Source organism: Novosphingobium sp. SG751A (genome assembly GCF_013149295.1).
Taxonomy (GTDB): domain Bacteria; phylum Pseudomonadota; class Alphaproteobacteria; order Sphingomonadales; family Sphingomonadaceae; genus Novosphingobium.
The window spans coordinates 63,198-86,484 of sequence record NZ_JABGCB010000019.1 but is presented as its reverse complement, the minus strand read 5'-3'; the positions used below and the strand labels follow the sequence as shown (position 1 = coordinate 86,484).

Annotated in this window: 35 protein-coding genes; 33 read left to right on the top strand and 2 right to left on the bottom strand. The window is 59.9% G+C overall.

The genetic code is table 11. The annotated features are described in order from the left end of the window. Positions 1–209: 209 nt before the first annotated feature. A complete protein-coding gene (locus FHW96_RS21465; protein ID WP_172342609.1) occupies positions 210–485 on the bottom strand; it encodes a hypothetical protein in 276 nt (91 codons plus the stop codon). A 195-nt stretch (positions 486–680) separates the two neighbouring features. Then, the gene (locus FHW96_RS21460; RefSeq protein WP_172342608.1) at positions 681–1,313 is read right to left on the bottom strand and encodes a hypothetical protein; all 633 of its coding nucleotides are present in this window, start codon (positions 1,311–1,313) and stop codon (positions 681–683) included. A gap of 660 nt (positions 1,314–1,973) precedes the next feature. Here FHW96_RS21460 and FHW96_RS21455 point away from each other — a divergent pair. From FHW96_RS21455 to FHW96_RS21295, 33 genes are all read left to right on the top strand, one after another. After that, on the top strand, positions 1,974–2,387 hold the full coding sequence (locus FHW96_RS21455) for a hypothetical protein (RefSeq protein WP_253951129.1): 414 nt from the start codon (positions 1,974–1,976) through the stop codon (positions 2,385–2,387). 200 nt (positions 2,388–2,587) lie between these two features. Next, entirely contained in the window at positions 2,588–2,740 is a 153-nt protein-coding gene (locus FHW96_RS21450) for a hypothetical protein (protein ID WP_172342607.1), read from the top strand. Between the two features lie 443 nt (positions 2,741–3,183). Next, a complete protein-coding gene (rpsL, locus tag FHW96_RS21445; protein ID WP_168603835.1) occupies positions 3,184–3,555 on the top strand; it encodes a 30S ribosomal protein S12 in 372 nt (123 codons plus the stop codon). A gap of 48 nt (positions 3,556–3,603) precedes the next feature. Further along, entirely contained in the window at positions 3,604–4,074 is a 471-nt protein-coding gene (gene rpsG / locus FHW96_RS21440) for a 30S ribosomal protein S7 (RefSeq protein WP_172342606.1), read from the top strand. 101 nt (positions 4,075–4,175) lie between these two features. Continuing rightward, positions 4,176–6,248 (top strand): elongation factor G, encoded by a 2,073-nt coding sequence (gene fusA / locus FHW96_RS21435; protein WP_172342605.1) that lies wholly within the window; start codon positions 4,176–4,178, stop codon positions 6,246–6,248. A gap of 148 nt (positions 6,249–6,396) precedes the next feature. Continuing rightward, the gene (gene tuf, locus FHW96_RS21430; protein WP_172342604.1) at positions 6,397–7,587 is read left to right on the top strand and encodes an elongation factor Tu; all 1,191 of its coding nucleotides are present in this window, start codon (positions 6,397–6,399) and stop codon (positions 7,585–7,587) included. A 122-nt stretch (positions 7,588–7,709) separates the two neighbouring features. Further along, a complete protein-coding gene (gene rpsJ, locus FHW96_RS21425; protein ID WP_091146544.1) occupies positions 7,710–8,021 on the top strand; it encodes a 30S ribosomal protein S10 in 312 nt (103 codons plus the stop codon). A 275-nt stretch (positions 8,022–8,296) separates the two neighbouring features. Then, positions 8,297–9,022 carry a 50S ribosomal protein L3 gene (gene rplC, locus FHW96_RS21420; protein WP_172342603.1) on the top strand — a complete coding sequence of 242 codons (726 nt, stop codon included), beginning with the start codon at positions 8,297–8,299 and terminating at the stop codon, positions 9,020–9,022. Positions 9,023–9,025: 3 nt separating this feature from the next. Next, positions 9,026–9,655, top strand: coding sequence for a 50S ribosomal protein L4 (gene rplD, locus FHW96_RS21415; protein WP_172342602.1), 630 nt, complete (start codon positions 9,026–9,028; stop codon positions 9,653–9,655). After that, the gene (locus tag FHW96_RS21410; RefSeq protein WP_168603829.1) at positions 9,648–9,953 is read left to right on the top strand and encodes a 50S ribosomal protein L23; all 306 of its coding nucleotides are present in this window, start codon (positions 9,648–9,650) and stop codon (positions 9,951–9,953) included. The genes rplD and FHW96_RS21410 overlap by 8 nt, the downstream gene beginning before the upstream one ends. Before the next feature lie 12 nt (positions 9,954–9,965). Further along, entirely contained in the window at positions 9,966–10,802 is an 837-nt protein-coding gene (gene rplB, locus FHW96_RS21405) for a 50S ribosomal protein L2 (protein ID WP_172342601.1), read from the top strand. A 6-nt stretch (positions 10,803–10,808) separates the two neighbouring features. Continuing rightward, complete coding sequence (gene rpsS / locus FHW96_RS21400; RefSeq protein WP_168603827.1) at positions 10,809–11,087, top strand: 30S ribosomal protein S19; 279 nt, start codon at positions 10,809–10,811, stop codon at positions 11,085–11,087. Then, on the top strand, positions 11,087–11,464 hold the full coding sequence (rplV, locus tag FHW96_RS21395) for a 50S ribosomal protein L22 (protein WP_172342600.1): 378 nt from the start codon (positions 11,087–11,089) through the stop codon (positions 11,462–11,464). The genes rpsS and rplV overlap by 1 nt, the downstream gene beginning before the upstream one ends. A gap of 3 nt (positions 11,465–11,467) precedes the next feature. Then, positions 11,468–12,163 carry a 30S ribosomal protein S3 gene (gene rpsC / locus FHW96_RS21390; protein ID WP_172342599.1) on the top strand — a complete coding sequence of 232 codons (696 nt, stop codon included), beginning with the start codon at positions 11,468–11,470 and terminating at the stop codon, positions 12,161–12,163. Positions 12,164–12,180: 17 nt separating this feature from the next. Further along, positions 12,181–12,615 carry a 50S ribosomal protein L16 gene (gene rplP / locus FHW96_RS21385; protein ID WP_168603824.1) on the top strand — a complete coding sequence of 145 codons (435 nt, stop codon included), beginning with the start codon at positions 12,181–12,183 and terminating at the stop codon, positions 12,613–12,615. After that, positions 12,615–12,818, top strand: coding sequence for a 50S ribosomal protein L29 (gene rpmC / locus FHW96_RS21380; protein WP_172249275.1), 204 nt, complete (start codon positions 12,615–12,617; stop codon positions 12,816–12,818). Before rplP ends, rpmC begins: the two co-directional genes overlap by 1 nt. A 10-nt stretch (positions 12,819–12,828) precedes the next feature. Beyond that, positions 12,829–13,098, top strand: coding sequence for a 30S ribosomal protein S17 (rpsQ, locus tag FHW96_RS21375; protein ID WP_168603823.1), 270 nt, complete (start codon positions 12,829–12,831; stop codon positions 13,096–13,098). Between the two features lie 139 nt (positions 13,099–13,237). After that, complete coding sequence (gene rplN / locus FHW96_RS21370; protein ID WP_110869606.1) at positions 13,238–13,606, top strand: 50S ribosomal protein L14; 369 nt, start codon at positions 13,238–13,240, stop codon at positions 13,604–13,606. After that, positions 13,606–13,926, top strand: a complete 321-nt coding sequence (gene rplX, locus FHW96_RS21365; RefSeq protein ID WP_168603822.1) for a 50S ribosomal protein L24 — start codon at positions 13,606–13,608, stop codon at positions 13,924–13,926. Before rplN ends, rplX begins: the two co-directional genes overlap by 1 nt. Next, positions 13,919–14,497: a 50S ribosomal protein L5 gene (gene rplE / locus FHW96_RS21360; protein ID WP_172342598.1), complete on the top strand. Its 579-nt coding sequence runs from the start codon at positions 13,919–13,921 to the stop codon at positions 14,495–14,497. Before rplX ends, rplE begins: the two co-directional genes overlap by 8 nt. 32 nt (positions 14,498–14,529) lie before the next feature. Next, positions 14,530–14,835, top strand: a complete 306-nt coding sequence (rpsN, locus tag FHW96_RS21355) for a 30S ribosomal protein S14 (protein ID WP_168603820.1) — start codon at positions 14,530–14,532, stop codon at positions 14,833–14,835. A gap of 11 nt (positions 14,836–14,846) precedes the next feature. Further along, positions 14,847–15,242, top strand: coding sequence for a 30S ribosomal protein S8 (rpsH, locus tag FHW96_RS21350; protein ID WP_172342597.1), 396 nt, complete (start codon positions 14,847–14,849; stop codon positions 15,240–15,242). Next, entirely contained in the window at positions 15,242–15,775 is a 534-nt protein-coding gene (gene rplF, locus FHW96_RS21345; RefSeq protein WP_172342596.1) for a 50S ribosomal protein L6, read from the top strand. The genes rpsH and rplF overlap by 1 nt, the downstream gene beginning before the upstream one ends. After that, positions 15,775–16,125, top strand: coding sequence for a 50S ribosomal protein L18 (gene rplR / locus FHW96_RS21340; RefSeq protein WP_172342595.1), 351 nt, complete (start codon positions 15,775–15,777; stop codon positions 16,123–16,125). The genes rplF and rplR overlap by 1 nt, the downstream gene beginning before the upstream one ends. Before the next feature lie 2 nt (positions 16,126–16,127). Continuing rightward, complete coding sequence (rpsE, locus tag FHW96_RS21335) at positions 16,128–16,844, top strand: 30S ribosomal protein S5 (protein WP_172342594.1); 717 nt, start codon at positions 16,128–16,130, stop codon at positions 16,842–16,844. 5 nt (positions 16,845–16,849) lie between these two features. Then, entirely contained in the window at positions 16,850–17,026 is a 177-nt protein-coding gene (rpmD, locus tag FHW96_RS21330; protein WP_172342593.1) for a 50S ribosomal protein L30, read from the top strand. A 143-nt stretch (positions 17,027–17,169) separates the two neighbouring features. Further along, positions 17,170–18,201 (top strand): acyltransferase, encoded by a 1,032-nt coding sequence (locus tag FHW96_RS21325; protein ID WP_172342592.1) that lies wholly within the window; start codon positions 17,170–17,172, stop codon positions 18,199–18,201. 48 nt (positions 18,202–18,249) lie between these two features. Then, the gene (gene rplO, locus FHW96_RS21320) at positions 18,250–18,729 is read left to right on the top strand and encodes a 50S ribosomal protein L15 (RefSeq protein WP_172342591.1); all 480 of its coding nucleotides are present in this window, start codon (positions 18,250–18,252) and stop codon (positions 18,727–18,729) included. Between the two features lie 118 nt (positions 18,730–18,847). Continuing rightward, entirely contained in the window at positions 18,848–20,215 is a 1,368-nt protein-coding gene (secY, locus tag FHW96_RS21315) for a preprotein translocase subunit SecY (RefSeq protein WP_172342614.1), read from the top strand. A gap of 41 nt (positions 20,216–20,256) precedes the next feature. Beyond that, the gene (locus tag FHW96_RS21310) at positions 20,257–20,901 is read left to right on the top strand and encodes an adenylate kinase (RefSeq protein ID WP_172342590.1); all 645 of its coding nucleotides are present in this window, start codon (positions 20,257–20,259) and stop codon (positions 20,899–20,901) included. Between the two features lie 337 nt (positions 20,902–21,238). Beyond that, positions 21,239–21,607 carry a 30S ribosomal protein S13 gene (rpsM, locus tag FHW96_RS21305; protein ID WP_172342589.1) on the top strand — a complete coding sequence of 123 codons (369 nt, stop codon included), beginning with the start codon at positions 21,239–21,241 and terminating at the stop codon, positions 21,605–21,607. Between the two features lie 51 nt (positions 21,608–21,658). Next, positions 21,659–22,048, top strand: coding sequence for a 30S ribosomal protein S11 (gene rpsK, locus FHW96_RS21300; protein ID WP_168603811.1), 390 nt, complete (start codon positions 21,659–21,661; stop codon positions 22,046–22,048). A 115-nt stretch (positions 22,049–22,163) separates the two neighbouring features. Continuing rightward, positions 22,164–23,225 carry a DNA-directed RNA polymerase subunit alpha gene (locus FHW96_RS21295; protein WP_172342588.1) on the top strand — a complete coding sequence of 354 codons (1,062 nt, stop codon included), beginning with the start codon at positions 22,164–22,166 and terminating at the stop codon, positions 23,223–23,225. Positions 23,226–23,287 lie beyond the last annotated feature (62 nt).

Sequence of the window (23,287 nt, the reverse complement as noted above, 5' to 3'; positions counted from 1 at the left end):
GTGATAACCTCCGACACGGACGCCTCCTTCAGTGGTGTTCAACACCTCCACTATGGCACATCGATGCCGTCGGGGGGCGTCCACCCCATCAGCTTACGCCAACACTGGCCATTCCACGCGCCTCGCCCCCCTGAACAAAGGGCGCCTATCCACCCTCATGCGTAACGATCGCTGCGGCGGGAAGGTTAGGGGGAGCGGACGATACTGGCTCAATCTAGTCGGTCACTCTTTCGGCGGAACGATGAAATGGAATCGTTTGTCGAGCGCATAACTCGCCGCATTCCCCGCCAAACGAAGGCATAAAAGAACCAAGGCGCAGCCACGATCATACCAAGCGCAAGCATGGTATCGGTGGAACCTGCTGCTGCACCAAAACCGATAGCTGCACCAAATGGCAGAAAAGGAAGCAAAATTAGCATCAAGCTCCATGGATGGGCTTGGTTGAGATCATTATCGATCCAGCGCCATATTTTGCCGAAGTTCATACAGCATCCCTTTACCGCGATGCATTGAGTATCATTTCAACGAACGTCCGCAACAGCACCGTGTCCGGAAAGGCGCTTTTCGTCGAAATTTGGTGGGGAGCTGCCCTTCCGCGCTCTCATGTACGAAGGACGGCTATCGGCCCTCTCGCGTGACAGTCGCTGGGGCGGAAAAGTTAGGGGAAGTGGACGTTTGTATCATTCTGCGATGTTCCAACCGACAAACACCTTACTTGGCGGATGACTGAGGAAAACTACCAAGGGCACCCGGATCGATGGGGGGATGCTATGTCCCAGCGAACCATGTTCAATATATAAATCATCCTTGCAAGCCGACACAAAAAACCTGCCAGTCTTCTCATTCTTTGCGACTGCCCGTACCAAATAAGGTCGAGAAGTTCGATATATTCCTGATTCATATCTCTCAGACAGAGAATTCAATTCGCCGCTGTCAGCCAATGACCAAGAACCCTGATTCTGATCCAATGCTTGGTGCTTCCTAGCATTCAATTCAGCAATTTCCGTCGCTACTAGGGTCGATGAAAGAGATGATCTTCCTTTTAAGGGGAATTCAATCAGGCGAGCAGCGTCCCGATCAGCCATCGGTATCGCGGAAATATTGTCAAGCATGGCAATGGCTTTATTCCTTGCCGTATTGGGCACGGTTTGGATCAGAACCCTCGGAATTTCCTCGCAGTCCTTGAAAGCGGCAGATTTTTCTGGCGAAGTCGAATTTCGTGTTTCCCAAGCATCAGCTGCTGTCGAGTTTGATTGAGCAGGCGAACACCCGGTGGCCAGGAGGATTGCTAAAGCAGGTCCATGCAGTCTCATGACAGTATTTTCTCATGAAAAACCAAGGTCCGCAACTGGGTCGAGTGCTGCCATACAGGCAGCGACAGCTTTAGCACCGTGTCCGGAAAGGCGCTTTTCGTCGAAATTTGGTGGTTGTCTGCCGCTAGAATTTTGCCTTAGTCATCTTGAAACCTAGCGCCTTACATGCGTTCAAATCCCTTCCGCACCGCAGATGAACAGGCCCACCAAGCCGCCTGCAAATGATGGCTGGGAAAGCAGCATGCTTGCGGCTCGTAACCCACCACAATGTCGCCCTGTGATCATCAAAATATGTCGTAATGCCTTCCGCTTCTCGCCAATGACGCAGTGCAGAAGAGGCCCTCAGATGCTCGACCAGAATCGTAGTTGAGGGCATATCCGCGCCGCATACAGGGCCGGAAGTCTCGACGGGTGTCGCGGTGAGCAATAGTGCGAGTGCTATCGTCATGAGTTCACCTTTCTCATCGGTGACCTATGACTGCAAGTGGCGCGGATGCTGCCGTGCGGCAAGGGCGTCCTGAATGCCCGCAATGTCCCAATCCCGGTCACGCCCCCCCCCCCGATTGCGACGAACCGCTCAACGTCTCACCGCATCCCGCTTGCGCTGCGCCTGCCGCGCCAGATATTCCCCGGCCCAACGGGTTTCAGGGAAAAACAATCATGAAGGCATATCTGGCGGGTTTGGCGGTGATGGTGGCGGCTTTGGCGCCTGTTTCGGCCATGGCGGATGATCCGCATGATCCGGCGATGCGCAGCGCGGCGGCGCGGGCGCGGGATCGGGCGGAGATCCAGCGGTTGAACCGCAACCAACTGGCCTATGTGCGCCGCCGCGATGCGGGTTATGCCAAGGACTGGGCGGCCTATCGCGAGGCTCAGGGGCAAGATCGCGGGCAGGGGCGCTATGCACCCCGTTCGGACTATGAAGAAACGGCCTATGATTCCACCGCGATGGATGCGCGGCGGGATACGGCGACCTATGAACAAAGCCGCCGCCAATATGAGCAAGACCTCGCCGCATGGCGCCACGCGGTCAACCAATGTCGCAACGGCAATTACGACTACTGCGCCCGCTAAAAGCGCCGCAGGCAAAACCCAAAAGCCCCCATCCACCCCGCCAGAGATGGTGCGCCACGCCGACAGTAACGGGATCGCTAAGGGCCCCCGCCCTTAGCCCGCCGGAGGCACCTTCCCCCCTGCCAAAACCCCTTGCCCCATAATTCACTACCCCCAGCCGCCCCCATACCCTATGGCGGGGCCTGCATTATGGAGGCATCATGGCGGATCTTTATTTGAAAGCGCTGGAATCCGAGCGCAAGCAGCTGTGGGCCACTTGCCGGCTAAAAGGGCTGGCCAAGGACACACCGGAGCGGCAGCGCATCGTCGAACTGGACGAGCTGCTGCGCGCGCATAAGGCGAAATCGGCCTGAGCGGGGCAGGGGGCGGGCCTCGAACCCGGCCCGGCCCTGCAATCCTTGACCTGCGCGCCGAATAAGCCTAAGGCGCGCCAATTCTTGCGGGGAATGGGCCTGGCCTGTCCCTTGCACAAGAGAGCTGAACATTGCCGGTGCGTGCCGGGTTTTGCGGGGTATCTCGCTGAAACTCTGGTGTAATCCGTCAAAGTAACCCGGCGCCTTTGGGCTGGGTGGAGCGTTTCGGTTCGTTTTTATGCGTGTCTGGCGTCGCTCGCCGGGCGATTCGCGTGAATGCGGTCTGTTTCCTTCATCCATGAACAAGACGCCAGATGGTCATGCGGCCTTCGGGCCAATTGGCTTGTTCGCACCGGAAGCGGCGCTGCCCCGATGGCGGCGCAGTCGGAAGGGCGCATTTGTGGCGGCGTATCGCCGTCATGCAAACAAGGTGAAGAGATTCAATGCCTACTATCAACCAGCTGATCCGCCACGGGCGCGAGCCGCAGAAGGCCAAGAGCAAGGTTCCCGCTCTTGAGCAGAACCCCCAGAAGCGCGGCGTCTGCACCCGCGTTTACACGACGACCCCGAAGAAGCCGAACTCGGCTCTTCGCAAGGTGGCCAAGATCCGTCTGACCAACGGCCGCGAAGTCATTTCGTACATCCCGGGTGAAGGCCACAACCTTCAGGAGCACTCGGTTGCTCTGATCCGCGGCGGTCGTGTGCGCGACCTTCCCGGCGTGCGTTACCACGTGCTGCGCGGCGTTCTCGATACGCAGGGCGTGAAGAACCGCAAGCAGAGCCGTTCGAAGTACGGCGCCAAGCGTCCGAAGTAAGGCCAAACGCCTTTCTTTTTGGTCTTACAGATTTAAGGAATACAAGCGATGTCACGTCGTCGTCGTCCCGAGAAGCGGGAAATCCTGCCTGATCCCGTCCATGGTGATCAGGTGCTTTCGAAGTTCATGAACAACCTGATGCTCGACGGTAAGAAGTCGGTTGCGGAAACCATCGTGTACAGCGCGCTGAACACCATGCAGACCCGCGCCAAGGCTGACCCGGTGCAGCTGTTCCATGACGCCCTGAACAACGTGAAGCCGCAGATCGAAGTCCGCAGCCGCCGCGTTGGCGGTGCGACCTATCAGGTTCCGGTCGAAGTGCGCCCCGAGCGCGCCCAGGCTCTGGCGATCCGCTGGCTCATCACGGCTGCTCGCAACCGCAGCGAAACGACCATGTCGGCTCGCCTGTCGGGCGAACTGCTGGATGCGGCCAACAACCGCGGCAGCGCGGTCAAGAAGCGCGAAGACACGCACCGCATGGCGGATGCGAACCGCGCCTTCTCGCACTACCGCTGGTAAAGGCTTTGGGACGGAGCCGTTTTGGCGGCTCCGTCACAGGTTTGTCACTATTCCGAACCTAAGGGCGGGGATCATCCTCGTCCGAAACCAAGGAAAACCCCATGGCACGCAGCCATCCGCTTTCGATGTACCGTAATATCGGCATCATGGCGCATATCGACGCTGGCAAGACCACGACGACCGAGCGTATCCTTTACTACACCGGCAAGTCCTATAAGATCGGCGAAGTCCATGACGGCGCCGCCACGATGGACTGGATGGAGCAGGAACAGGAACGCGGCATCACGATCACGTCGGCCGCGACGACCTGCTTCTGGAACGACCACCGCATCAACATCATCGACACCCCGGGCCACGTGGACTTCACCATCGAGGTGGAACGTTCGCTGCGCGTGCTCGACGGTGCGGTTGCTTGCTTTGACGGCGTGGCCGGCGTGGAGCCGCAGTCGGAGACCGTGTGGCGTCAGGCTGACAAGTACGGCGTTCCCCGCATGTGCTTCATCAACAAGCTGGACCGTACGGGTGCCAACTTCAAGTACTGCGTGCAGTCGATCATCGACCGCCTGGGTGCGAAGCCGGCCGTGCTTTACATTCCGATCGGTCTCGAAGCCGATCTGAAGGGTCTGGTCGATCTGGTGAACAACCGCGCGATCATTTGGAAGGATGAATCGCTGGGCGCCGAATTCTTTTATGAAGAAATTCCCGCCGATCTGGCCGACGAAGCTGCCGAGTACCGCTCGCGCCTCATCGAACTTGCTGTTGAGCAGGACGATGACGCGATGGAAGCCTATCTCGAAGGCAACGAGCCTGATGCCGAAACGCTGAAGAAGCTGATCCGCAAGGGCACGCTGAACCAGTCGTTCGTACCCGTGTGCTGCGGTTCGGCGTTCAAGAACAAGGGCGTTCAGCCCCTGCTCGATGCCGTGGTCGACTATCTGCCTTCACCGCTCGACATTCCTGACGTCCAGGGCGTCAAGATGGACAGCGACGAGAAGGACAGCCGTCCCGCCACCGACGAGGCGCCGTTCTCGGCTCTGGCCTTCAAGGTCATGAACGATCCCTTCGTGGGCTCGCTCACCTTCATCCGCATCTATTCGGGTACGCTCACTAAGGGCACATACCTGAACTCGGTGAAGGATAAGAAGGAAAAGGTCGGTCGTATGCTGGAAATGCATGCGAACGAGCGTAAGGACATTGATGAAGCCTTCGCCGGCGACATCATTGCTCTGGCCGGCATGAAGGAAACGACGACCGGTGACACGCTGTGCGCCGAACGTCAGCCGATCGTGCTGGAACGCATGGAATTCCCCGAACCGGTGATCGAGCTGTCGGTGGAACCCAAGACCAAGGCTGACCAGGAAAAGATGGGCGTTGCGCTCAATCGTCTGTCCGCTGAAGATCCTTCGTTCCGCGTTTCGACCGATCACGAATCGGGCCAGACCATCATCAAGGGCATGGGCGAACTTCACCTGGACATCATCGTCGACCGTATGCGTCGCGAGTTCAAGGTCGAAGCCAACGTCGGCGCTCCGCAGGTGGCTTATCGCGAATACCTGGCCAAGCCGGTCGACATCGACTTCACCCACAAGAAGCAGTCGGGTGGTACGGGGCAGTTCGGTCGCGTCAAGGTCAAGGTGTCGCCGGGCGAACGCGGCAGCGGCATCACCTTCAAGGACGAAATCAAGGGCGGTAATATTCCCAAGGAATATATCCCCGCGATTGAAAAGGGTTTCCGTGAAACGGCCGCCACCGGCTCGCTCATCGGCTTCCCGATCATCGACTTCGAAATCGTGCTGTATGACGGCGCGTACCACGATGTCGACTCGTCGGCTCTGGCGTTCGAAATCTGTGCTCGCGGCGCCATGCGCGAAGTGGCTCAGAAGTCGGGCATCAAGGTGCTGGAACCGATCATGAAGGTCGAAGTCGTCACCCCTGAGGAATTCATGGGCGACGTGATCGGCGACATCAACAGCCGCCGTGGTCAGATCCAGGGCACCGACAGCCGCGGTAACGCACAGGTTGTCGAGGCCATGGTGCCGCTGGCCAACATGTTCGGTTACGTGAACCAGCTGCGTTCGTTTACCCAGGGCCGCGCCCAGTATTCGATGCAGTTCTCGCACTATGATGAAGTGCCGGCGAACGTTGCCACCGAGCTGAAGGCCAAGATGGCCTGAGCTTAAGTTGATGCTGTCGGGGCTGGTGTGCAACATGCGCTTGCCAGCACCGACAGATCAGGCTAGGGGCGGCGCCTGAATTTCAGGCGAGTCTGGCAGGTGCCGTCTCGTGCAGAAATCTCATTTGAACGAAAAGAAGGTTTGAAACATGGCTAAGGCTAAGTTTGAGCGGACCAAGCCGCACTGCAACATCGGCACCATCGGTCACGTTGACCACGGCAAGACCACGCTGACCGCTGCCATCACCAAGGTGCTGGCTGAAACCGGTGGCGCGACGTTCACGGACTACGCGAACATCGACAAGGCTCCCGAAGAGCGCGAGCGCGGCATCACGATCTCGACCGCCCACGTGGAATACGAGACCGCCAACCGTCACTATGCGCACGTCGACTGCCCGGGTCACGCTGACTATGTGAAGAACATGATCACCGGTGCTGCCCAGATGGACGGCGCGATCTTGGTGGTGAACGCTGCTGACGGCCCGATGCCCCAGACCCGCGAACACATCCTGCTCGCTCGTCAGGTCGGCGTGCCGGCTCTGGTCGTGTACATGAACAAGGTCGACCAGGTTGACGACGAGGAAATCCTCGAACTCGTCGAACTGGAAATCCGCGAGCTGCTGTCGTCTTACGACTTCCCTGGCGACGACATCCCCGTGATCCCGGGTTCGGCTCTGGCCGCTCTTGAAGGTCGTGACGATGCCATCGGCAAGGAATCGATCTACAAGCTGATGGAAGCTGTCGACACCTACATTCCGCAGCCCCCCCGTCCGACCGACCGTCCGTTCCTGATGCCCGTCGAAGACGTGTTCTCGATCTCGGGTCGTGGTACGGTTGTGACCGGCCGCGTTGAAACCGGCATCATCAAGGTTGGTGAAGAAGTCGAAATCGTTGGTCTGAAGGCCACCGCCAAGACCACCGTGACCGGCGTGGAAATGTTCCGCAAGCTGCTCGACCAGGGTGAAGCCGGCGACAACATCGGCGCTCTGTGCCGCGGCATCAAGCGTGAAGACGTTGAGCGTGGCCAGGTTCTTGCCAAGCCCGGCACCTGCACGCCGCACACGAGCTTCGAATCGGAAGTGTACGTGCTGTCGAAGGATGAAGGTGGCCGTCACACGCCGTTCTTCGCCAACTATCGTCCGCAGTTCTATTTCCGCACAACCGACGTGACCGGCTCGGTCACGCTGCCCGAGGGCACCGAAATGGTGATGCCCGGCGACAACGTGAAGCTCCAGGTTGAGCTGATCGCGCCGATCGCCATGGACGAGGGTCTCCGCTTCGCTATTCGCGAAGGCGGCCGTACCGTCGGTTCGGGGGTTGTGGCGAAGATCACGAAGTAATATAGGCCGCGCAGCCCGGAGGTGATTCGTCGCTTCCGGGCTCCGGTTTTCAAGGGTGGCCCTTTGCTGTAGCAGCGAAGGGCACTCTTTCTTTTTTGGCTCTTTCTCATCGGTAGCAGGACATGGAAGCTCAAAACATCCGCATTCGCCTGAAGGCATTCGATCATCGCGTGCTGGATCAGGCCACCGGCGAGATCGCCGACACCGCCCGTCGCACGGGCGCACTCATCCGCGGGCCCATTCCGCTGCCGACCAAGATCGAAAAGTTCTGCGTTAACCGCGGACCCCACATCGATAAGAAGTCGCGCGAGCAGTTTGAAGTTCGCACCTACAAGCGTCTGCTGGACATCGTTCAGCCCAACGCCGCGACCGTCGATGCGCTGATGAAGCTCGATCTCGCCGCAGGCGTCAACGTTGAAATCAAGCTGGCATAAAGGGATTGCGTCTGCTAAGGGCGCGACCTCTGGCCGATTTTGATTCGGCTGTTTGCCAGAAATGGTGCCTGCGCAGCTAAGTCTGCAAAGGAAAATGGGATACCTCCGGAAGTCTCGCCGATCCTTGGATCGGCACTTGTTCCGGGCAGCGTCCCCCGTCTTGCTGAGCCTGAGATGGCCTGGCACTCGACCCGGACGGGGTCTGCTTCGTACATTGGGTTGAACACGCCTGTGGGGGATGGTCCGCTGCAGGCCTCTGTAAGGAGTAAAAGGTCATGCGCACCGGCGTGATCGCTAAGAAGGTGGGGATGACCCGCCTTTTCCAGGAAGATGGACGTCACGTTCCTGTGACTGTTCTGTCCCTGGAGGAATGCCAGGTGGTTTCGGTTCGTACCGCTGAGCGCGACGGTTATGTCGCTCTGCAGCTGGGTGCGGGCGCCGCCAAGCAAAAGAATGTCAACAAGCCGCAGCGCGAGCACTTCGCCAAGGCTGAAGTTCCGCTGAAGATGGAAGTTGCCGAATTCCGCGTGGCCGATGACGCCGTGCTGGAAGTTGGTTCGACCATCGCTGCCTCGCACTTCGTGTCGGGCCAGCTGGTTGACATCACCGGCCACACTCAGGGTAAGGGCTTCTCGGGCGCTATGAAGCGCTGGGGCTTCGGCGGTATGCGCGCCACCCATGGTGTGTCGATCTCTCACCGTGCGCATGGTTCGACGGGTAACCGTCAGGATCCGGGCCGCGTCTTCAAGAACAAGAAGATGGCCGGTCATCAGGGTGATCGTCAGCGCACCCAGCAGAATCTCGAAGTTGTCCGCACCGATGACGCGCGCGGCCTGGTTTTCGTCAAGGGCTCGGTTCCCGGCGCGAAGAACGGCTGGTTGCTCGTCCGCGATTCGGTCAAGGTTGCTCGTCATGCCGACGCTCCGTACCCCGCCGCGATCAAGTCGGCTGTGGTCGATGCTGCTCCGGCTGTCGAAGCTGCCGAAGGTCAGGAGGGCTAAGTCGTGGTCAAGGTAACTCTGCAAAACCTCGACGGTTCGGCCGCTGCTGGCGAAATCGAACTGAACGATGCGGTGTTCGGCCTCGAGCCGCGCGCTGACATTCTGCACCGTGTTGTCACCTGGCAGCTGGAAAACCGTCGTGGCACCGCCCGCGGCGCTCGCGAGCGCAGCGATGTGGCTCGCACCGGCAAGAAGTTCGGCAACCAGAAGGGTGGCGGCACTGCCCGTCACGGCGACCGCAAGGCTCCGATCTTCATCGGCGGTGGTAAGGCTCATGGTCCCCGCGTCCGTGACTTCAGCATCTCGCTGAATAAGAAGGTCCGTGCGCTTGGTCTCAAGCTGGCTCTGTCCTCGAAGGTCAACAGCGGTCTGGTGATCGTTGAGAACTTGGAACTGGCCGAAGCCAAGACCAAGGTTCTGGCTGCGACGCTGGCCTCGGCTGGTTTCGCTGGCAAGGTGCTGGTGATCGACGGCGAAGCGGTGAACGAAAACTTCGCTCGCGCTGCTGGCAACATCGTCGGCGTGAATGTTCTGCCCGCCGTGGGTGCGAATGTTTACGACATCCTGAAGCATGACACGCTGGTGCTGACCCGCGCCGCTGTCGAGAAGCTGGAGGCCCGTTTCAATGGCTAAGGACAGCATCGACACGCGTCATTACGACGTGATCGTGGCGCCCCACATCACCGAAAAGACCACGTTGCTCTCTGAGAACAACGCTGTTGTCTTCAAGGTGGCCGAACGCGCGACCAAGCCTGAAATCAAGGCTGCGGTCGAGGCTCTGTTCGGGGTGAAGGTGACGGGTGTGAACACCCTGACCCAGAAGGGCAAGACCAAGCGCTGGAAGGGCAAGCCCTACAAGCGCACCGACGTCAAGAAGGCCGTTGTGACCCTGGCTGAAGGCCAGTCGATCGACGTGACCAGCGGGATCTGAGGGCGGTAGAACATGGCACTCAAGAGCTATAACCCGACCAGCCCGGCCCGTCGCGGCCTCGTCCTGGTTGACAAGAGCGCCCTGTGGAAGGGCAAGCCGGTCAAGGCGCTTACCGAAGGTAAGAGCAAGACCGGTGGTCGTAACAACAAAGGTCACGTGACCAGCCGCGGTATCGGCGGTGGCCACAAGCAGCGTTATCGTTTCATCGATTTCAAGCGCCGCAAGTGGGACCAGCCGGCAACCGTTGAGCGTCTGGAATATGACCCCAACCGCACCGCGTTCATCGCCCTCGTCAAGTACGAAGACGGTGAGCAGACCTACATCATCGCTCCCCAGCGTCTGGCCGTTGGCGACACCATTGTCGCTGGCGAAAAGACCGACGTGAAGCCCGGCAACGCCATGCTTCTGTCGCAGATTCCCGTCGGCACCATCATCCACAACGTGGAAATGAAGCCCGGCAAGGGTGGTCAGATCGCTCGTTCGGCCGGCACCTATGTGCAGGTCGTGGGCCGTGACCGTGGTCTGGTGATCGTTCGTCTGAACTCGGGCGAACAGCGCTACCTGCGTGGCGATTGCATGGGCACCGTTGGCGCCGTGTCGAACCCCGACAACGCCAACACGCACCTTGCAAAGGCCGGTCGCAACCGTTGGCTTGGCCAGCGTCCGCTTACCCGCGGCGTTGCCAAGAACCCGGTCGACCACCCGCATGGTGGTGGTGAAGGCCGTACTTCGGGCGGTCGTCATCCTGTTACGCCGTGGGGCAAGCCTACCAAGGGCGCTCGCACCCGTCATAACAAGAAGACTGACGGCATGATCATCCGCTCGCGTCACGCGAAGAAGAAGAGGTAATCGACAATGGCTCGTTCCGTCTGGAAAGGTCCTTTCGTCGACCTGCACCTGCTGAAAAAGGCCGAGGTCGCCCAGGATGCTGGCAACCGTGCCGGCCCGATCAAGACTTGGTCGCGTCGGTCGACGATCCTGCCGACGTTCGTTGGTTTGACGTTCAACGTCTACAACGGGCATAAGTTCATCCCCGTGTCCGTGAATGAGGACATGGTCGGCCACAAGCTGGGCGAATTCGCGCCGACGCGCACGTTCCCCGGCCACGCCGCTGACAAGAAGGGCAAGCGCTGATGAGCAAGCCTAAAGCTCCCCGTCGCGTTGGCGACAACGAGGCCCTGTCGGTCGGTACGCAGATCCGCGGCTCGGCTCAGAAGCTCAACCTGGTTGCGGCGCTTATCCGCAACCAGAAGGCTGAAGATGCGCTGAACATCCTGACCTTCTCGAAGAAGGCCATGGCGGTTGACGCTCGCAAGGTGCTGGCTTCGGCCATCGCCAACGCCGAAAACAACCACAACCTCGACGTGGACAGCCTCGTCGTGGTTGAGGCTTCGGTCGGCAAGTCGATCACGATGAAGCGCTTCCACACCCGCGGCCGTGGCAAGTCCACCCGCATCTTGAAGCCCTTCAGCCGTCTGCGCATCGTGGTGCGCGAAGTTCAGGAGGCTTGATCCATGGGTCATAAGAGCAACCCCATCGGTCTGCGCCTGCAGATCAACCGCACCTGGGACAGCCGCTGGTATGCGGAAGGTCGCAGCTACGGCAAGCTTCTTGAGGAAGACCTCAAGATGCGCAAGTTCATCTTCAAGTCGCTGCCGCAGGCCGCGATTTCGAAGGTGGTGATCGAGCGTCCCGCCAAGGTGTGCCGTGTGTCGATCTTTGCTGCTCGTCCGGGCGTGATCATCGGCAAGAAGGGTGCGGACATTGAAAAGCTGCGCCTTCAGCTCGCCAAGTTCACCGGCAGCGACGTCAAGCTGAACATCGTCGAAATCCGCAAGCCGGAAGTCGATTCGAAGCTTGTCGCTCAGGGCATCGCCGATCAGCTGATCCGCCGTGTTGCCTTCCGCCGTGCAATGAAGCGCTCGGTTCAGTCCGCGCTGCGTCTTGGTGCCGAAGGCATCAAGATCACCTGCTCGGGCCGTCTGGGTGGCGCAGAAATCGCGCGTATCGAATGGTACCGCGAAGGCCGCGTTCCGCTGCACACTCTGCGTGCAAACATCGACTATGCCGAAGCCGAGGCGTTGACCGCCTATGGCATCATCGGCATCAAGGTGTGGATCTTCAAGGGTGAAATCCTTGGTCACGATCCGATGGCGCAGGACCGTCTCATGATGGAGGCCCAGACCTCCGGCGTGCGTCCTGCACGTTGAGGTTGAGGTAACAGATCATGTTGCAACCGAAGAAGACCAAGTTCCGCAAGGCGTTTAAAGGCCGTTTGCACGGCAACGCCAAGGGCGGCACCGACCTGAACTTCGGTTCCTATGGCCTCAAGGCCATGGAACCGGAGCGGGTCACCGCTCGTCAGATCGAAGCTGCACGTCGTGCCATTCAGCGTCACCTGCGTCGTCAGGGCCGCCTGTGGATCCGCGTGTTCCCCGATCTGCCCGTCTCGAAGAAGCCTGCTGAAGTCCGTCAGGGTAAGGGCAAGGGTTCGATCGAATATTGGGCTGCTCGCGTTAAGCCGGGCAAGATCCTGTTCGAACTGGACGGCGTTTCGGGTGAGCTGGCCGCTGGTGCGTTCGAGCGTGCCGCGATGAAGCTGCCGATCAAGACCAAGGTTGTTGCCAAGCTTGGCGACACCTCGCACCTGGGAGGCGAATAATGTCCAAGATCGCTGATCTGCGTGGCAAGAGCGATGACCAGCTGGTTGCCGAGCTGGGCGATCTGAAGCGCGAGGCTTTCAACCTGCGCTTCCAGGCCGCCACCAACCAGCTTGAGCGTCCTGCACGCATCAAGGAAGTGCGCCGCGATATCGCCCGCATCAAGACGCTCCAGAGTGAGCGTTCCGTTGCAGCGAAGGCGTAAGGAGGAAACCATGCCCAAGCGTATTCTTATCGGGACTGTGGTTTCCGACAAGACCGACAAGACCGTGGTCGTGAAGGTCGAACGTAAGGTGAAGCACCCCCTTTATGGGAAGATCATCCGCCGTTCGAAGAAGTATCACGCTCACGATGAAGACAACGCCTTCAAGGCTGGCGAAGTTGTCCGCATCGAGGAAACCGCCCCGATCTCCAAGCTGAAGAGCTGGAAGGTGATCGAGCGGGTTCAGGCGGGCAAGGGCGTCGCTGTCGAAGCGGACGTCTAAGGTCGTTGAAAAATTCTCTGGCGCTCTGACCCGAATCGGGTTAGGGCGCCGGACCGCTTCACGGTGCCCGTTTGCGCGGGCGCCGTTTTTTGGAACTGCCGGACTTGTTCCGGCAAGCCTAACGTAAGGAACCGGATCCATGATCCAGATGCAATCCCAGCTTGACGTTGCTGACAACAGCGGCGCCAAGCGTGTCCAGTGCATTAAGGTGCTGGGCGGATCGAAGCGTCGTACCGCTGGCGTTGGCGACATCATCGTGGTGTCGATCAAGGAAGCCCAGCCCCGCGCCAAGGTCAAGAAGGGCGACGTTCACCGCGCGGTGATCGTTCGTACTCGCAAGGACGTTCGCCGTCCCGACGGTTCGGTTATCCGTTTCGACGGTAACGCGGCTGTGCTGATCAACAAGAACGCTGAGCCCATCGGCACGCGTATCTTTGGCCCCGTGGTTCGCGAACTGCGCGCCAAGGGCTATATGAAGATCATCTCGCTGGCTCCGGAGGTTCTGTAATGTCCGCTGCTAAGATCAAGAAGGGCGACAATGTGATCGTCCGTTCGGGCAAGGACAAGGGCCGTACTGGTCAAGTTCTGTCCGTCTTGCCGAAGGAAGGCAAGATTGTGGTTGCCGGCGTGAACGTCGCTGCCCGTCACCGCAAGCCGACCCAGGTAAACCCGCAGGGTGGCATCGAGCGCCGCGAAGCGCCGATGGCTATCAGCAAGGTTGGTCTCGTCGATCCGAAGACCGGTGCGGCCACCCGCATCCGCTTCGAGGAAAAGGACGGCAAGAAGGTCCGCGTGGCCGTGAAGTCCGGGGAGGCTATCGATGGCTGATAAGTACACTCCGCGTCTCAAGACCAAGTATGACGCCGAAATCGCTGCTGCGATGACGGAAAAGTTTGGTTACAAGAACGCGCTCGAAGTCCCGAAGATCGAAAAGATCACGCTCAACATGGGTGTGGGTGAAGGCACGCAGGACCGTAAGAAGGTCCAGACCGCTGCTGCCGAAATGGAAGCCATTGCCGGTCAGAAGCCGGTGGTGACCCGCGCCAAGAAGTCGGTTGCGCAGTTCAAGCTGCGTGAAGGCATGGCGATCGGTTGCAAGGTCACGCTGCGTCGCGAGCGCATGTATGAATTCCTTGACCGTCTGATCACGATCGCGATGCCCCGCATTCGCGACTTCCGTGGCCTGAATCCGAAGAGCTTCGATGGCCGTGGCAACTATGCCATGGGTCTGAAGGAGCAGATCATCTTCCCGGAAATCAGCTACGATCAGATCGACAAGGTGCGTGGCATGGACATCATCGTCACCACCTCGGCCAAGACCGACGAGGAAGCGCGCGAACTGCTGCGTCTCTTCGGTTTCCCGTTCACTGCCACCGCCGAAGCCAAGCAGGCGGCGTGAGCGAGCAAGATTGAGAAAGAGAGCTTAAGTCCATGGCGAAACTGAGTTCGATCAACAAGAACGAGCGCCGCAAGGCCCTCGTCAAGAAGTACGCAGCTAAGTACGCGAAGCTGAAGGCTGTTGCTGACGATGAATCGGCTGATGAAACCGAGCGTCTGATTGCCCGTCTGAAGCTGGCCGAGATTCCCCGTAACGGGAACCCGACCCGCGTGCGCAACCGTTGCGCCACCACCGGCCGCCCGCGCGGCTACTATCGCAAGTTCGGCCTGTGCCGCGTTGAGCTGCGTGATCTTGCCAATAAGGGCATGATCCCCGGCGTGACGAAGTCGAGCTGGTAAGGAACAAAGCGATGGCATTGACCGATCCTCTGGGTGATATGCTCACCCGTATCCGCAACGGCCAGCAGGCGAAGAAGGATTCTGTCCTTTCGCCGGCTTCGAAGCTGCGTTCGCGCGTTCTCGAAGTGCTCCAGCGCGAAGGCTATATCCGTGGTTATTCGGAGGACGCCACCGGCGTTCACCCGCAGCTGCGCATCGAGCTGAAGTATTTCGAAGGCGAGCCCGCGATCAAGCATCTCGCTCGCGTCTCCAAGCCGGGGCGCCGTGTGTACTCGGGCAGCAAAGAACTGCCCGTGGTGCGTAACGGCCTTGGCATCACCATCGTCTCGACGCCTCGCGGCGTGCTTTCGGATGCCGAAGCGCGCGCTGCTAACGTCGGCGGCGAAGTGCTGGCGGAGGTGTTCTAATGAGCCGCATTGGTAAGAAGCCTGTTGCCATTCCGGCGGGCGTCTCGGCGAATATCGCCGATGGCGTGCTGACCGTGAAGGGCCCCAAGGGCGCGCTGACGCTGAGCCTGGCTAATGAAATCAGCTATGAGTTGGCTGACGACACCATCAAGGTGACGCCTGCCAATGACACCAAGCGCGCTCGCGCGTTCTGGGGTATGCAGCGTACGCTGGTCTCGAACCTGATTACCGGTGTGACCGAAGGCTACACCAAAACCCTGCAGATCACCGGTGTGGGCTATCGCGCCACCGCTCAGGGCAAGGTGCTCAAGCTTCAGCTGGGTTACAGCCACGACGTCAACTTCGACGTTCCCGAAGGCATCGAAATCAAGACCCCGGATAACACCACGGTCCTGATTTCCGGTATCGACAAGCAGAAGGTGGGTCAGGTTGCGGCCGAGATCCGTCGCTGGCGTAAGCCCGAACCCTATAAGGGCAAGGGTATCAAGTACGCTGGCGAGTTCATCTTCCGCAAGGAAGGGAAGAAGAAGTAATGGCCAAGCTGTCTCTGTTCGAGCGCCGTCGTCGGCGCGTTCGCACCGCTCTCAAGGCTCGTGCCGGTGGGCGTCCTCGTCTTTCGGTGCACCGTTCGGGTCGCCACATCTACGCCCAGATCATCGACGATGCTGCTGGTCGTACCCTCGCTTCGGCTTCGTCGCTGAAGAAGGGGAGCAAGGATATCGGCGCCAACGTCGTTTCCGCTGTTGCTGTGGGCAAGGAACTGGCGGAAGCCGCCAAGGCCGCTGGTGTCACCACTGTCGTGTTCGATCGCGGCGGTTTCCTGTTCCATGGTCGCGTCAAGGCGCTGGCCGATGCCGCCCGTGAAGGCGGGCTGGAGTTCTGACAATGGCTGACGAAACCAACCTTGAAGCTGCGGCTCCCGCTGCTGTTGAAGCTGCCCCCGAGGGCAACGAGCGTGAAGGTCGTCGTGGTCGTGGTCGCGGTCGTGATGGCGAACGTGGCGATGGCCGCGGTCGCGGTCGCCGCGACGACCGTCGCGGCAAGCCTGACGAGGAACAGGGTGAAGAGCTGATTGAAAAGCTCGTTCACATCAACCGCGTCAGCAAGACCGTGAAGGGCGGCAAGCGCTTTGGCTTTGCTGCTCTGGTCGTGGTCGGCGATGGCAAGGGCCGCGTTGGCTTTGGTCATGGCAAGGCGCGCGAAGTGCCTGAAGCCATCACCAAGGCGACTGCCTCGGCCAAGAAGAAGATGGTTCGCGTTCCCCTCAAGGAAGCGCGCACCCTTCACCACGACGGCAAGGGCCACTTCGGCGCTGGCAAGGTGAGCGTGCGTTCGGCCCCGGCCGGTACGGGCATCATCGCTGGCGGCCCGATGCGCGCTGTCTTCGAAAGCCTGGGCGTTCATGACGTGGTGACCAAGTCGGTCGGCACCTCGAACCCCTACAACATGATCCGCGCCACTTTCGACGCTCTGACCAACCAGTCGAGCCCGAAGTCGGTGGCGCAGCGTCGCGGCAAGAAGGTCACCGACCTGCTGAACCGCGATGGGCATCACCACTCTGAGGCGCAGCTTGAAGCTGCTGCCGCTGCGATTACGGAGTAAGCGCAATGGCAACCATCAAGATCAAGCAGATCGGTTCGCCGATCCGTCGCCCCGAAGCTCAGCGCAAGATGCTGATCGGTCTGGGCCTTAACAAGATGAATCGCGTTGTCGAACTGACGGATACCCCCGAAGTTCGCGGCACGATCGCTCGTTTGCCGCATCTGGTGGCCGTGGTCGACTAATCGACCCCGCGCTTTCAGAATGAAGCACAGGACAAGGCCTCGGAGCGATCCGGGGCCTTTTCTTGTGGCCATTTGTTAAGTCCGAGCGGCTAGAAGCCCGAGGTATGCAGAACGGGGCGACATTTTGGATAGGCGCGGGCCGCTTGCTGTGGCCCTCCGGTCCCGGCGCATTCCGGCTTTGGCTGGCGCTTATGGTGGTCGTCCATCACATTACCCGGATCGAGATCGGCAAGGCGCCGGTTCTCGTGTTCTTTGCGCTTAGCGGCTATTGGGTCCGCCTTGTTTGGGCCTCGCGTTATGTCCGTTGCCGCCAACCATGCCTGACCTTTATCATCAGCCGCTGGTGGCGGGTGGCGCCGGTGACCGTGTTGGCAAGTGGGCTCAGTCTGCTGGTCTATTGGGGGGTGAACCATCCTGATTGGGGGCTGATCCGGCGAGATGGCGCGGTGCAGGCGGTCGCCCCTTTCGCGCTGCTCGGCTACGGGCAATTGGCGATCAAGCCGCTGGGCCCCGCATGGTCGCTGGATGTCGAGATGCAGTTCTATCTGTTCGCGCCGCTGCTGATCGGCATGATGGGGCGCCTGTCCGCTGTCAGTGTGGTAGCCCTTGGCGCGCTATGTTTTATATGGGCGATAGGCATGCATTGGGTGGCGGTGCTGCCGGTCTTTCTGATCTTTTTCCTGCTGGGGCTGTTGGCTGCACAGCATGCATGGCGCGTTTCGGCCACGATGGGTGGGGGCGGGATGATTCTGGCGCTGGGCTGGCTGTTGCTATGCGCGTTGGGGCCGGATCGCCATCGCTGGCTGAGTGAGGGCGGGGATCTGTCCTCGTTTCTCAATCTGGGGCTGGGGGTCTGTCTGCTGCCTTTTGCGCTTTATTCGGTCACCGGGAAATCGGGTCGGGGCGACCGGGCGATGGGCAATTATTCCTTTCTTCTCTATCTCTTGCACTGGCCGCTGATTCTCGTGCTGCGCTATGGCCCGTGGGCTGCGAGCAGCGTGTTGATGGGCGGTATCGTGATCGTGCCGCTGGCGGTTTATGGTGTGTGGCGCTGGTATGATCGCCCGCTCGACAGGCTGCGCGTCAACTGGGTCAAGTCGCGGATCTTGCGGGACAATGGCGCGGGGCAGGGCGCTGCGCGGAAAAAGGATGACACGGCAGCCCATTTCGCCTAAGGGCGCGCCTTCCATCAAGCGCGATAAAAGCGAAAGCGAGTGCATAATATGACCAAGTTGAATGATATCCGTGACAATGCTGGGGCCCGCCACCGTCGTATGCGCGTTGGCCGCGGCATCGGTTCGGGCAAGGGCAAGACCGCTGGCCGCGGCCAGAAGGGTGCCAAGGCGCGTTCGGGCGTGTCGATCAATGGCTTCGAAGGTGGTCAGATGCCGCTTCACATGCGTCTGCCGAAGCGTGGTTTCAACAACCCGTTTGGCAAGGACTATGCTGAAGTCAACCTGGGCATGATCCAGAAGGCGATCGACGCGGGTAAGCTCGACATCTCGGCTGTTGTGGATCACGAAGCGCTCAAGAGCGCCGGTCTGGCCCGTGGCGGCAAGGACGGCGTGCGTCTGCTCGGTAAGGGCGTGTTCAGCGCCAAGGTCAGCTTCAAGGTTGCCGGCGTTTCGGCCGGCGCCAAGTCGGCTGTCGAAGCTGCTGGCGGTTCGGTCGAAGTGCCGGCCGTGGCTGCTGCTGCCGAGTAATTTGGTTTGGGCTTGCGGGCGGGGGTTGTATCCCCGCCCGCAGTCCTTATCCTTTCCCACCTATGGGTAAAGGTCCGCCGCCCATTTTGGCGGCCAGGGTCAGGGTTTGAGCAATCCTATGGCATCGCGCGCCGATAATATCGCCAGTACACTCAGTCTCGCCAATTTTAACAAGGCGACGGAACTCAAGAGCCGCATCTGGTTCACCGTCGGGGCGCTGATTGTCTTTCGTTTTCTGAGCTTTGTCCCGCTTCCGGGCGTCAATCCGCTGGTGCTCCAGCAGCTTTACTCCAAGACGCAGGGTGGCATTCTCGACATTTTCAACACTTTTTCGGGCGGCAGTCTTGAGCGCATGAGCCTCATCGCGCTTGGTGTCATGCCCTATATCACGGCCTCGATTGTCGTGCAGCTTGCCGCTTCGCTGCATCCGGCGCTGGCCTCCCTGAAGAAGGAAGGCGAGAGCGGGCGCAAGAAGCTGAACCAGTGGACGCGCTATGGTGCGGTGCTGCTGACCGCCATTCAGGGCTGGGCAATCGCTTCGGGTCTTGAGGCCTACGGCACTTCCGCCGGGCTTCAGGCTGTGGTTATTCCGGGCATGCTGTTCCGCGTCTGCGCGGTGATTTCGCTGATCGGCGGGACGATGTTCCTGCTTTGGCTGGGCGAACAGATCACCAGTCGCGGCATCGGCAACGGCACCTCGCTGATCATCATGGCCGGTATTGTGGCCCAGATGCCGCAATTCTTCATCCAGCTGTTTGAAGGCGGGCGTTCGGGTTCGGTCAACGGGCTGACCATCTTTGCGATGGTGGCGCTGGTGATCGGCATGATCCTCTTCATCAGCTTTATGGAACGCGCCACGCGCCGTTTGCTGATCCAGTATCCCAAGCGTGCGACTCAGAATGGCATGATGCAGGCGGACCGCAGTCATCTGCCGCTCAAGATCAACACCGCGGGTGTGATTCCGCCGATCTTCGCCAGCTCGCTGCTGCTGCTGCCGCTGACCATCACGCAATTTGCCGGCAAATCGGTCGCGCCTGATTCGACGCTGGGCAATGTAATCGTCACGCTCAATCAGTATCTGGGGCACGGCAAGCCGCTCTACATGGCGCTTTATGCGTTGGGCATCGTCTTCTTCTGCTTCTTCTACACCGCTGTGGTGTTCAATCCGGAAGAGACGGCCGACAACCTCAAGCGCAACGGCGGCTTCATTCCGGGCATCCGTCCGGGCAAGAATACGTCGACCTACCTCGATTATGTTCTGACGCGAATCACCGTAATCGGCGCTGCCTATATTACCATAGTCTGTGTTGTGCCCGAGTTCTTCATGGAGCAAACCGGGCTGCGGCTGGTGGTGGCCGGCGGCACGAGCTTGCTGATCGTGGTGAACGTGACCGTGGATACCATCACGCAGATCCAGTCGCATCTGTTGGCTCACCAGTATGGTGATCTGATCAAGAAAGCGAAACTCAAGGGGCGGATGCGCTAACGCGCGCCGCCTTGGATGGTCTGAACGGAGGGGAGAGACCAGTGAATATCATTTTGCTTGGACCGCCAGGGGCCGGTAAGGGCACTCAGGCCCAGCGCCTTGTCGAGCGTCATGGCTTTCGCCAGCTTTCGACCGGCGATATGTTGCGCGCGGCCGTCAAGGCGGGCACGCCCGTGGGTCTCGAGGCCAAGGCTGTCATGGAGCGCGGCGAACTGGTGTCGGACGCGATTGTTTCGGCGCTGATCGGTGAAGAGCTGGACAGCATGGGGCCCGAAGCTGGCGCGATTTTCGACGGCTACCCGCGTACGGCGGCGCAGGCGGAATCGCTCGACTCCATTCTGGGTGAGCGTGGCCGCAAGCTGGATCATGTGATCGAGCTGGACGTTGATGAAGATGCTCTGGTCGAGCGCATCACTGGTCGCTTTACCTGCGCCAATTGCGGCAAGGGCTATCACGACAAATTCGAGCAGCCCAAGGCCTTTGGTGTTTGCGACAAGTGCAACGGTACCGAATTTAAGCGCCGTCCCGACGATAATGAGGAAACGGTGCGCACGCGCATGGCCGAATATCGCGCCAAGACCGCACCGATCCTGCCGATCTATGAGGCGCGCGGAATCGTTGCCCGCGTGAATGGCATGGCTGAACTGGGCCATGTCACTGATGCGATCGAGCGGATTATCGCTTAAGGTAATTACCCGTCCTTGCGGCTTGATTGGCAGGTGAGGGCGGGTTTTTCCATTTTGAAGAGCAGTGCGGAAGGGGCGGAATTTTCCGGTTTACCTTTCCGCAAAAATTTGATCGCTCGCGTTGACTTGTCAGGCGAATCGGTCTAGGCGCGCTCTTCGCATGTCGAAAACGGGTAAGTCCGGCAGGAGGCACTAATGATTGTGCGCCCGTCGGGCTTTTTGCCGTCAAGGTGATCTGGCTTTCGTCGTTGTGAAAAAGCGTTGAGATGGGGGTGTGTGGCCTGTTGCCTCTTTGAGGCGGCCTTGCTGCATATCCCTGTGGAGCATGGAGAAAAGAGTGGCTCGTATTGCCGGGGTTAATATCCCCACCAACAAGCGCGTTATCATCGCGCTGACCTACATTCATGGTATCGGCTCGTTCAAGGCCAAGCAGATCGCTGACAAGCTGGGTATCGACCACAGCCGTCGCGTTCAGGAACTGTCGGACGCCGAAGTCCTTCACATCCGCGAAGCCATTGACGCCGAACACACCGTGGAAGGCGATCTTCGTCGCGAAACCGCGATGAACATCAAGCGTCTGATGGATCTGGCCTGCTATCGCGGCCTGCGTCACCGTAAGGGGCTGCCCGTTCGCGGTCAGCGCACCCACACCAACGCCCGCACCCGCAAGGGTAAGGCCAAGCCCATCGCTGGTAAGAAGAAGTAAGCGGTTCCCGCTACCTTCATCTATTTGACCAGAAGACGAGGATAAGATCCCATGGCACGTGAACCCCAGCGCCTTCGCAAGCGGGAACGTAAGAATATTTCGAGCGGCATTGCGCATGTCAACGCCAGCTTCAACAACACGATGGTGACCATCACCGACGCTCAGGGCAATGCGATCAGCTGGTCCAGCGCCGGCATGATGGGCTTCAAGGGCAGCCGCAAGTCGACCCCGTATGCCGCTCAGGTGGCTGCGGATGACGCCGGCAAGAAGGCCGCCGAACACGGCGTCCGCACCCTGGAAGTCGAAGTCAAGGGCCCCGGCTCTGGCCGCGAAAGCGCTCTGCGCGCTCTGCAGGCTGTCGGCTTCACCATCACCTCGATTCGCGATGTGACCCCGATTCCGCACAACGGTGTGCGTCCTTCGAAGCGTCGCCGCGTCTGATCGTGCTTGCGCGGGCGGTGTTTTGCCGTCCGCGCAGCCACAAGGATCGACCGCGGCCCGCATCGTGCGGGAACGCCGTGGTCGTTCCCGCCAGTAGAGAAATCAGGGGAAGTCCATGACTGTCAACATCAAGAACTGGCAGGAACTGAAGAAGCCCAACAGCCTCGAAGTCAAGCCGGGGAACGACCCCAAGCGCCGCGCGACCTTCGTCGCCGAACCGCTGGAACGCGGTTTCGGTCTGACGCTGGGCAATGCGCTGCGTCGCGTCCTGCTTTCTTCTCTGCAGGGCGCCGCGATCACCTCGATCAAGATCGAGAACGTGCTGCATGAGTTCAGCTCGCTGACCGGTGTGCGTGAAGACGTTACCGACATCGTTCTGAATGTTAAGCAGATTGCGCTCAAGATGCAGGGCGAAGGCCCGAAGCGCTTGCAGCTCTCGGCCACCGGTCCGGGCGAAGTGCGCGCTGGCGATATCGCGGTGACGGGCGACATCGAGGTCATGAACAAGGACCTCGTGATTTGTCACCTCGACGAAGGCGCGACGCTGAACATGGAACTGACCGCGGACAGCGGCAAGGGCTATGTTCCCGCAGTGCAGAACCGTCCGATTGATGCGCCGATCGGCCTCATCCCGGTCGACTCGCTTTACTCGCCGGTGCGTCAGGTCAGCTACAAGGTTGACAATGCGCGTATCGGTCAGGAACTGGACTATGACAAGCTGAGCCTTTCGGTGGAAACTGATGGCACGGTCACGCCGGAAGACGCGGTGGCTTATGCTGCGCGCATCCTGCAGGACCAGTTGGCTCTGTTCGTCCACTTCGAGGATATCGCCCCGGTTGGTGCGGCTCCGATGATCGGCGGCATTGCTGCTGCCGCTCCGGAAGAAGGCGACACCAACCAGCTCAACCGTTACCTTCTCAAGAAGGTGGATGAGCTGGAGCTGTCGGTTCGCTCGGCCAACTGCCTCAAGAACGACAACATCATCTACATCGGCGATCTGGTTCAGAAGACCGAAGCCGAGATGCTGCGCACGCCGAATTTCGGCCGCAAGTCGCTCAACGAGATCAAGGAAGTGCTTTCTTCGATGGGGCTGCGTCTGGGGATGGATATCCCCGGTTGGCCGCCTGAGAACATCGAGGAAATGGCCAAGAAGCTCGAACAAGAGCTGCTGGGCTAAAAGTTTCGGCGGGGCTGGGAAACCGGCCCCGCCAAACGGTTTTGGTGGCAGCCGTCAAATGT

Coding starts and splice junctions, on each gene's coding strand:
- FHW96_RS21465 (WP_172342609.1), bottom strand. CDS start 485: ATGAACTTCGGCAAAATATGGCGCTGGATCGATAATGATCTCAACCAA.
- rpsN (WP_168603820.1), top strand. CDS start 14,530: ATGGCGAAACTGAGTTCGATCAACAAGAACGAGCGCCGCAAGGCCCTC.
- rplO (WP_172342591.1), top strand. CDS start 18,250: ATGACCAAGTTGAATGATATCCGTGACAATGCTGGGGCCCGCCACCGT.
- secY (WP_172342614.1), top strand. CDS start 18,848: ATGGCATCGCGCGCCGATAATATCGCCAGTACACTCAGTCTCGCCAAT.
- rpsJ (WP_091146544.1), top strand. CDS start 7,710: ATGGAAGCTCAAAACATCCGCATTCGCCTGAAGGCATTCGATCATCGC.
- rpsL (WP_168603835.1), top strand. CDS start 3,184: ATGCCTACTATCAACCAGCTGATCCGCCACGGGCGCGAGCCGCAGAAG.
- FHW96_RS21455 (WP_253951129.1), top strand. CDS start 1,974: ATGAAGGCATATCTGGCGGGTTTGGCGGTGATGGTGGCGGCTTTGGCG.
- rpmC (WP_172249275.1), top strand. CDS start 12,615: ATGTCCAAGATCGCTGATCTGCGTGGCAAGAGCGATGACCAGCTGGTT.
- rplE (WP_172342598.1), top strand. CDS start 13,919: ATGGCTGATAAGTACACTCCGCGTCTCAAGACCAAGTATGACGCCGAA.
- rplV (WP_172342600.1), top strand. CDS start 11,087: ATGAGCAAGCCTAAAGCTCCCCGTCGCGTTGGCGACAACGAGGCCCTG.
- rpsQ (WP_168603823.1), top strand. CDS start 12,829: ATGCCCAAGCGTATTCTTATCGGGACTGTGGTTTCCGACAAGACCGAC.
- tuf (WP_172342604.1), top strand. CDS start 6,397: ATGGCTAAGGCTAAGTTTGAGCGGACCAAGCCGCACTGCAACATCGGC.
- FHW96_RS21410 (WP_168603829.1), top strand. CDS start 9,648: ATGGCTAAGGACAGCATCGACACGCGTCATTACGACGTGATCGTGGCG.
- rpsK (WP_168603811.1), top strand. CDS start 21,659: ATGGCACGTGAACCCCAGCGCCTTCGCAAGCGGGAACGTAAGAATATT.
- rpsH (WP_172342597.1), top strand. CDS start 14,847: ATGGCATTGACCGATCCTCTGGGTGATATGCTCACCCGTATCCGCAAC.
- rplR (WP_172342595.1), top strand. CDS start 15,775: ATGGCCAAGCTGTCTCTGTTCGAGCGCCGTCGTCGGCGCGTTCGCACC.
- rpsS (WP_168603827.1), top strand. CDS start 10,809: ATGGCTCGTTCCGTCTGGAAAGGTCCTTTCGTCGACCTGCACCTGCTG.
- FHW96_RS21460 (WP_172342608.1), bottom strand. CDS start 1,313: ATGAGACTGCATGGACCTGCTTTAGCAATCCTCCTGGCCACCGGGTGT.
- rpsE (WP_172342594.1), top strand. CDS start 16,128: ATGGCTGACGAAACCAACCTTGAAGCTGCGGCTCCCGCTGCTGTTGAA.
- rpsG (WP_172342606.1), top strand. CDS start 3,604: ATGTCACGTCGTCGTCGTCCCGAGAAGCGGGAAATCCTGCCTGATCCC.
- FHW96_RS21295 (WP_172342588.1), top strand. CDS start 22,164: ATGACTGTCAACATCAAGAACTGGCAGGAACTGAAGAAGCCCAACAGC.
- rplC (WP_172342603.1), top strand. CDS start 8,297: ATGCGCACCGGCGTGATCGCTAAGAAGGTGGGGATGACCCGCCTTTTC.
- fusA (WP_172342605.1), top strand. CDS start 4,176: ATGGCACGCAGCCATCCGCTTTCGATGTACCGTAATATCGGCATCATG.
- rplF (WP_172342596.1), top strand. CDS start 15,242: ATGAGCCGCATTGGTAAGAAGCCTGTTGCCATTCCGGCGGGCGTCTCG.
- rplP (WP_168603824.1), top strand. CDS start 12,181: ATGTTGCAACCGAAGAAGACCAAGTTCCGCAAGGCGTTTAAAGGCCGT.
- FHW96_RS21450 (WP_172342607.1), top strand. CDS start 2,588: ATGGCGGATCTTTATTTGAAAGCGCTGGAATCCGAGCGCAAGCAGCTG.
- rpsC (WP_172342599.1), top strand. CDS start 11,468: ATGGGTCATAAGAGCAACCCCATCGGTCTGCGCCTGCAGATCAACCGC.
- rplN (WP_110869606.1), top strand. CDS start 13,238: ATGATCCAGATGCAATCCCAGCTTGACGTTGCTGACAACAGCGGCGCC.
- rplX (WP_168603822.1), top strand. CDS start 13,606: ATGTCCGCTGCTAAGATCAAGAAGGGCGACAATGTGATCGTCCGTTCG.
- rplB (WP_172342601.1), top strand. CDS start 9,966: ATGGCACTCAAGAGCTATAACCCGACCAGCCCGGCCCGTCGCGGCCTC.
- rpmD (WP_172342593.1), top strand. CDS start 16,850: ATGGCAACCATCAAGATCAAGCAGATCGGTTCGCCGATCCGTCGCCCC.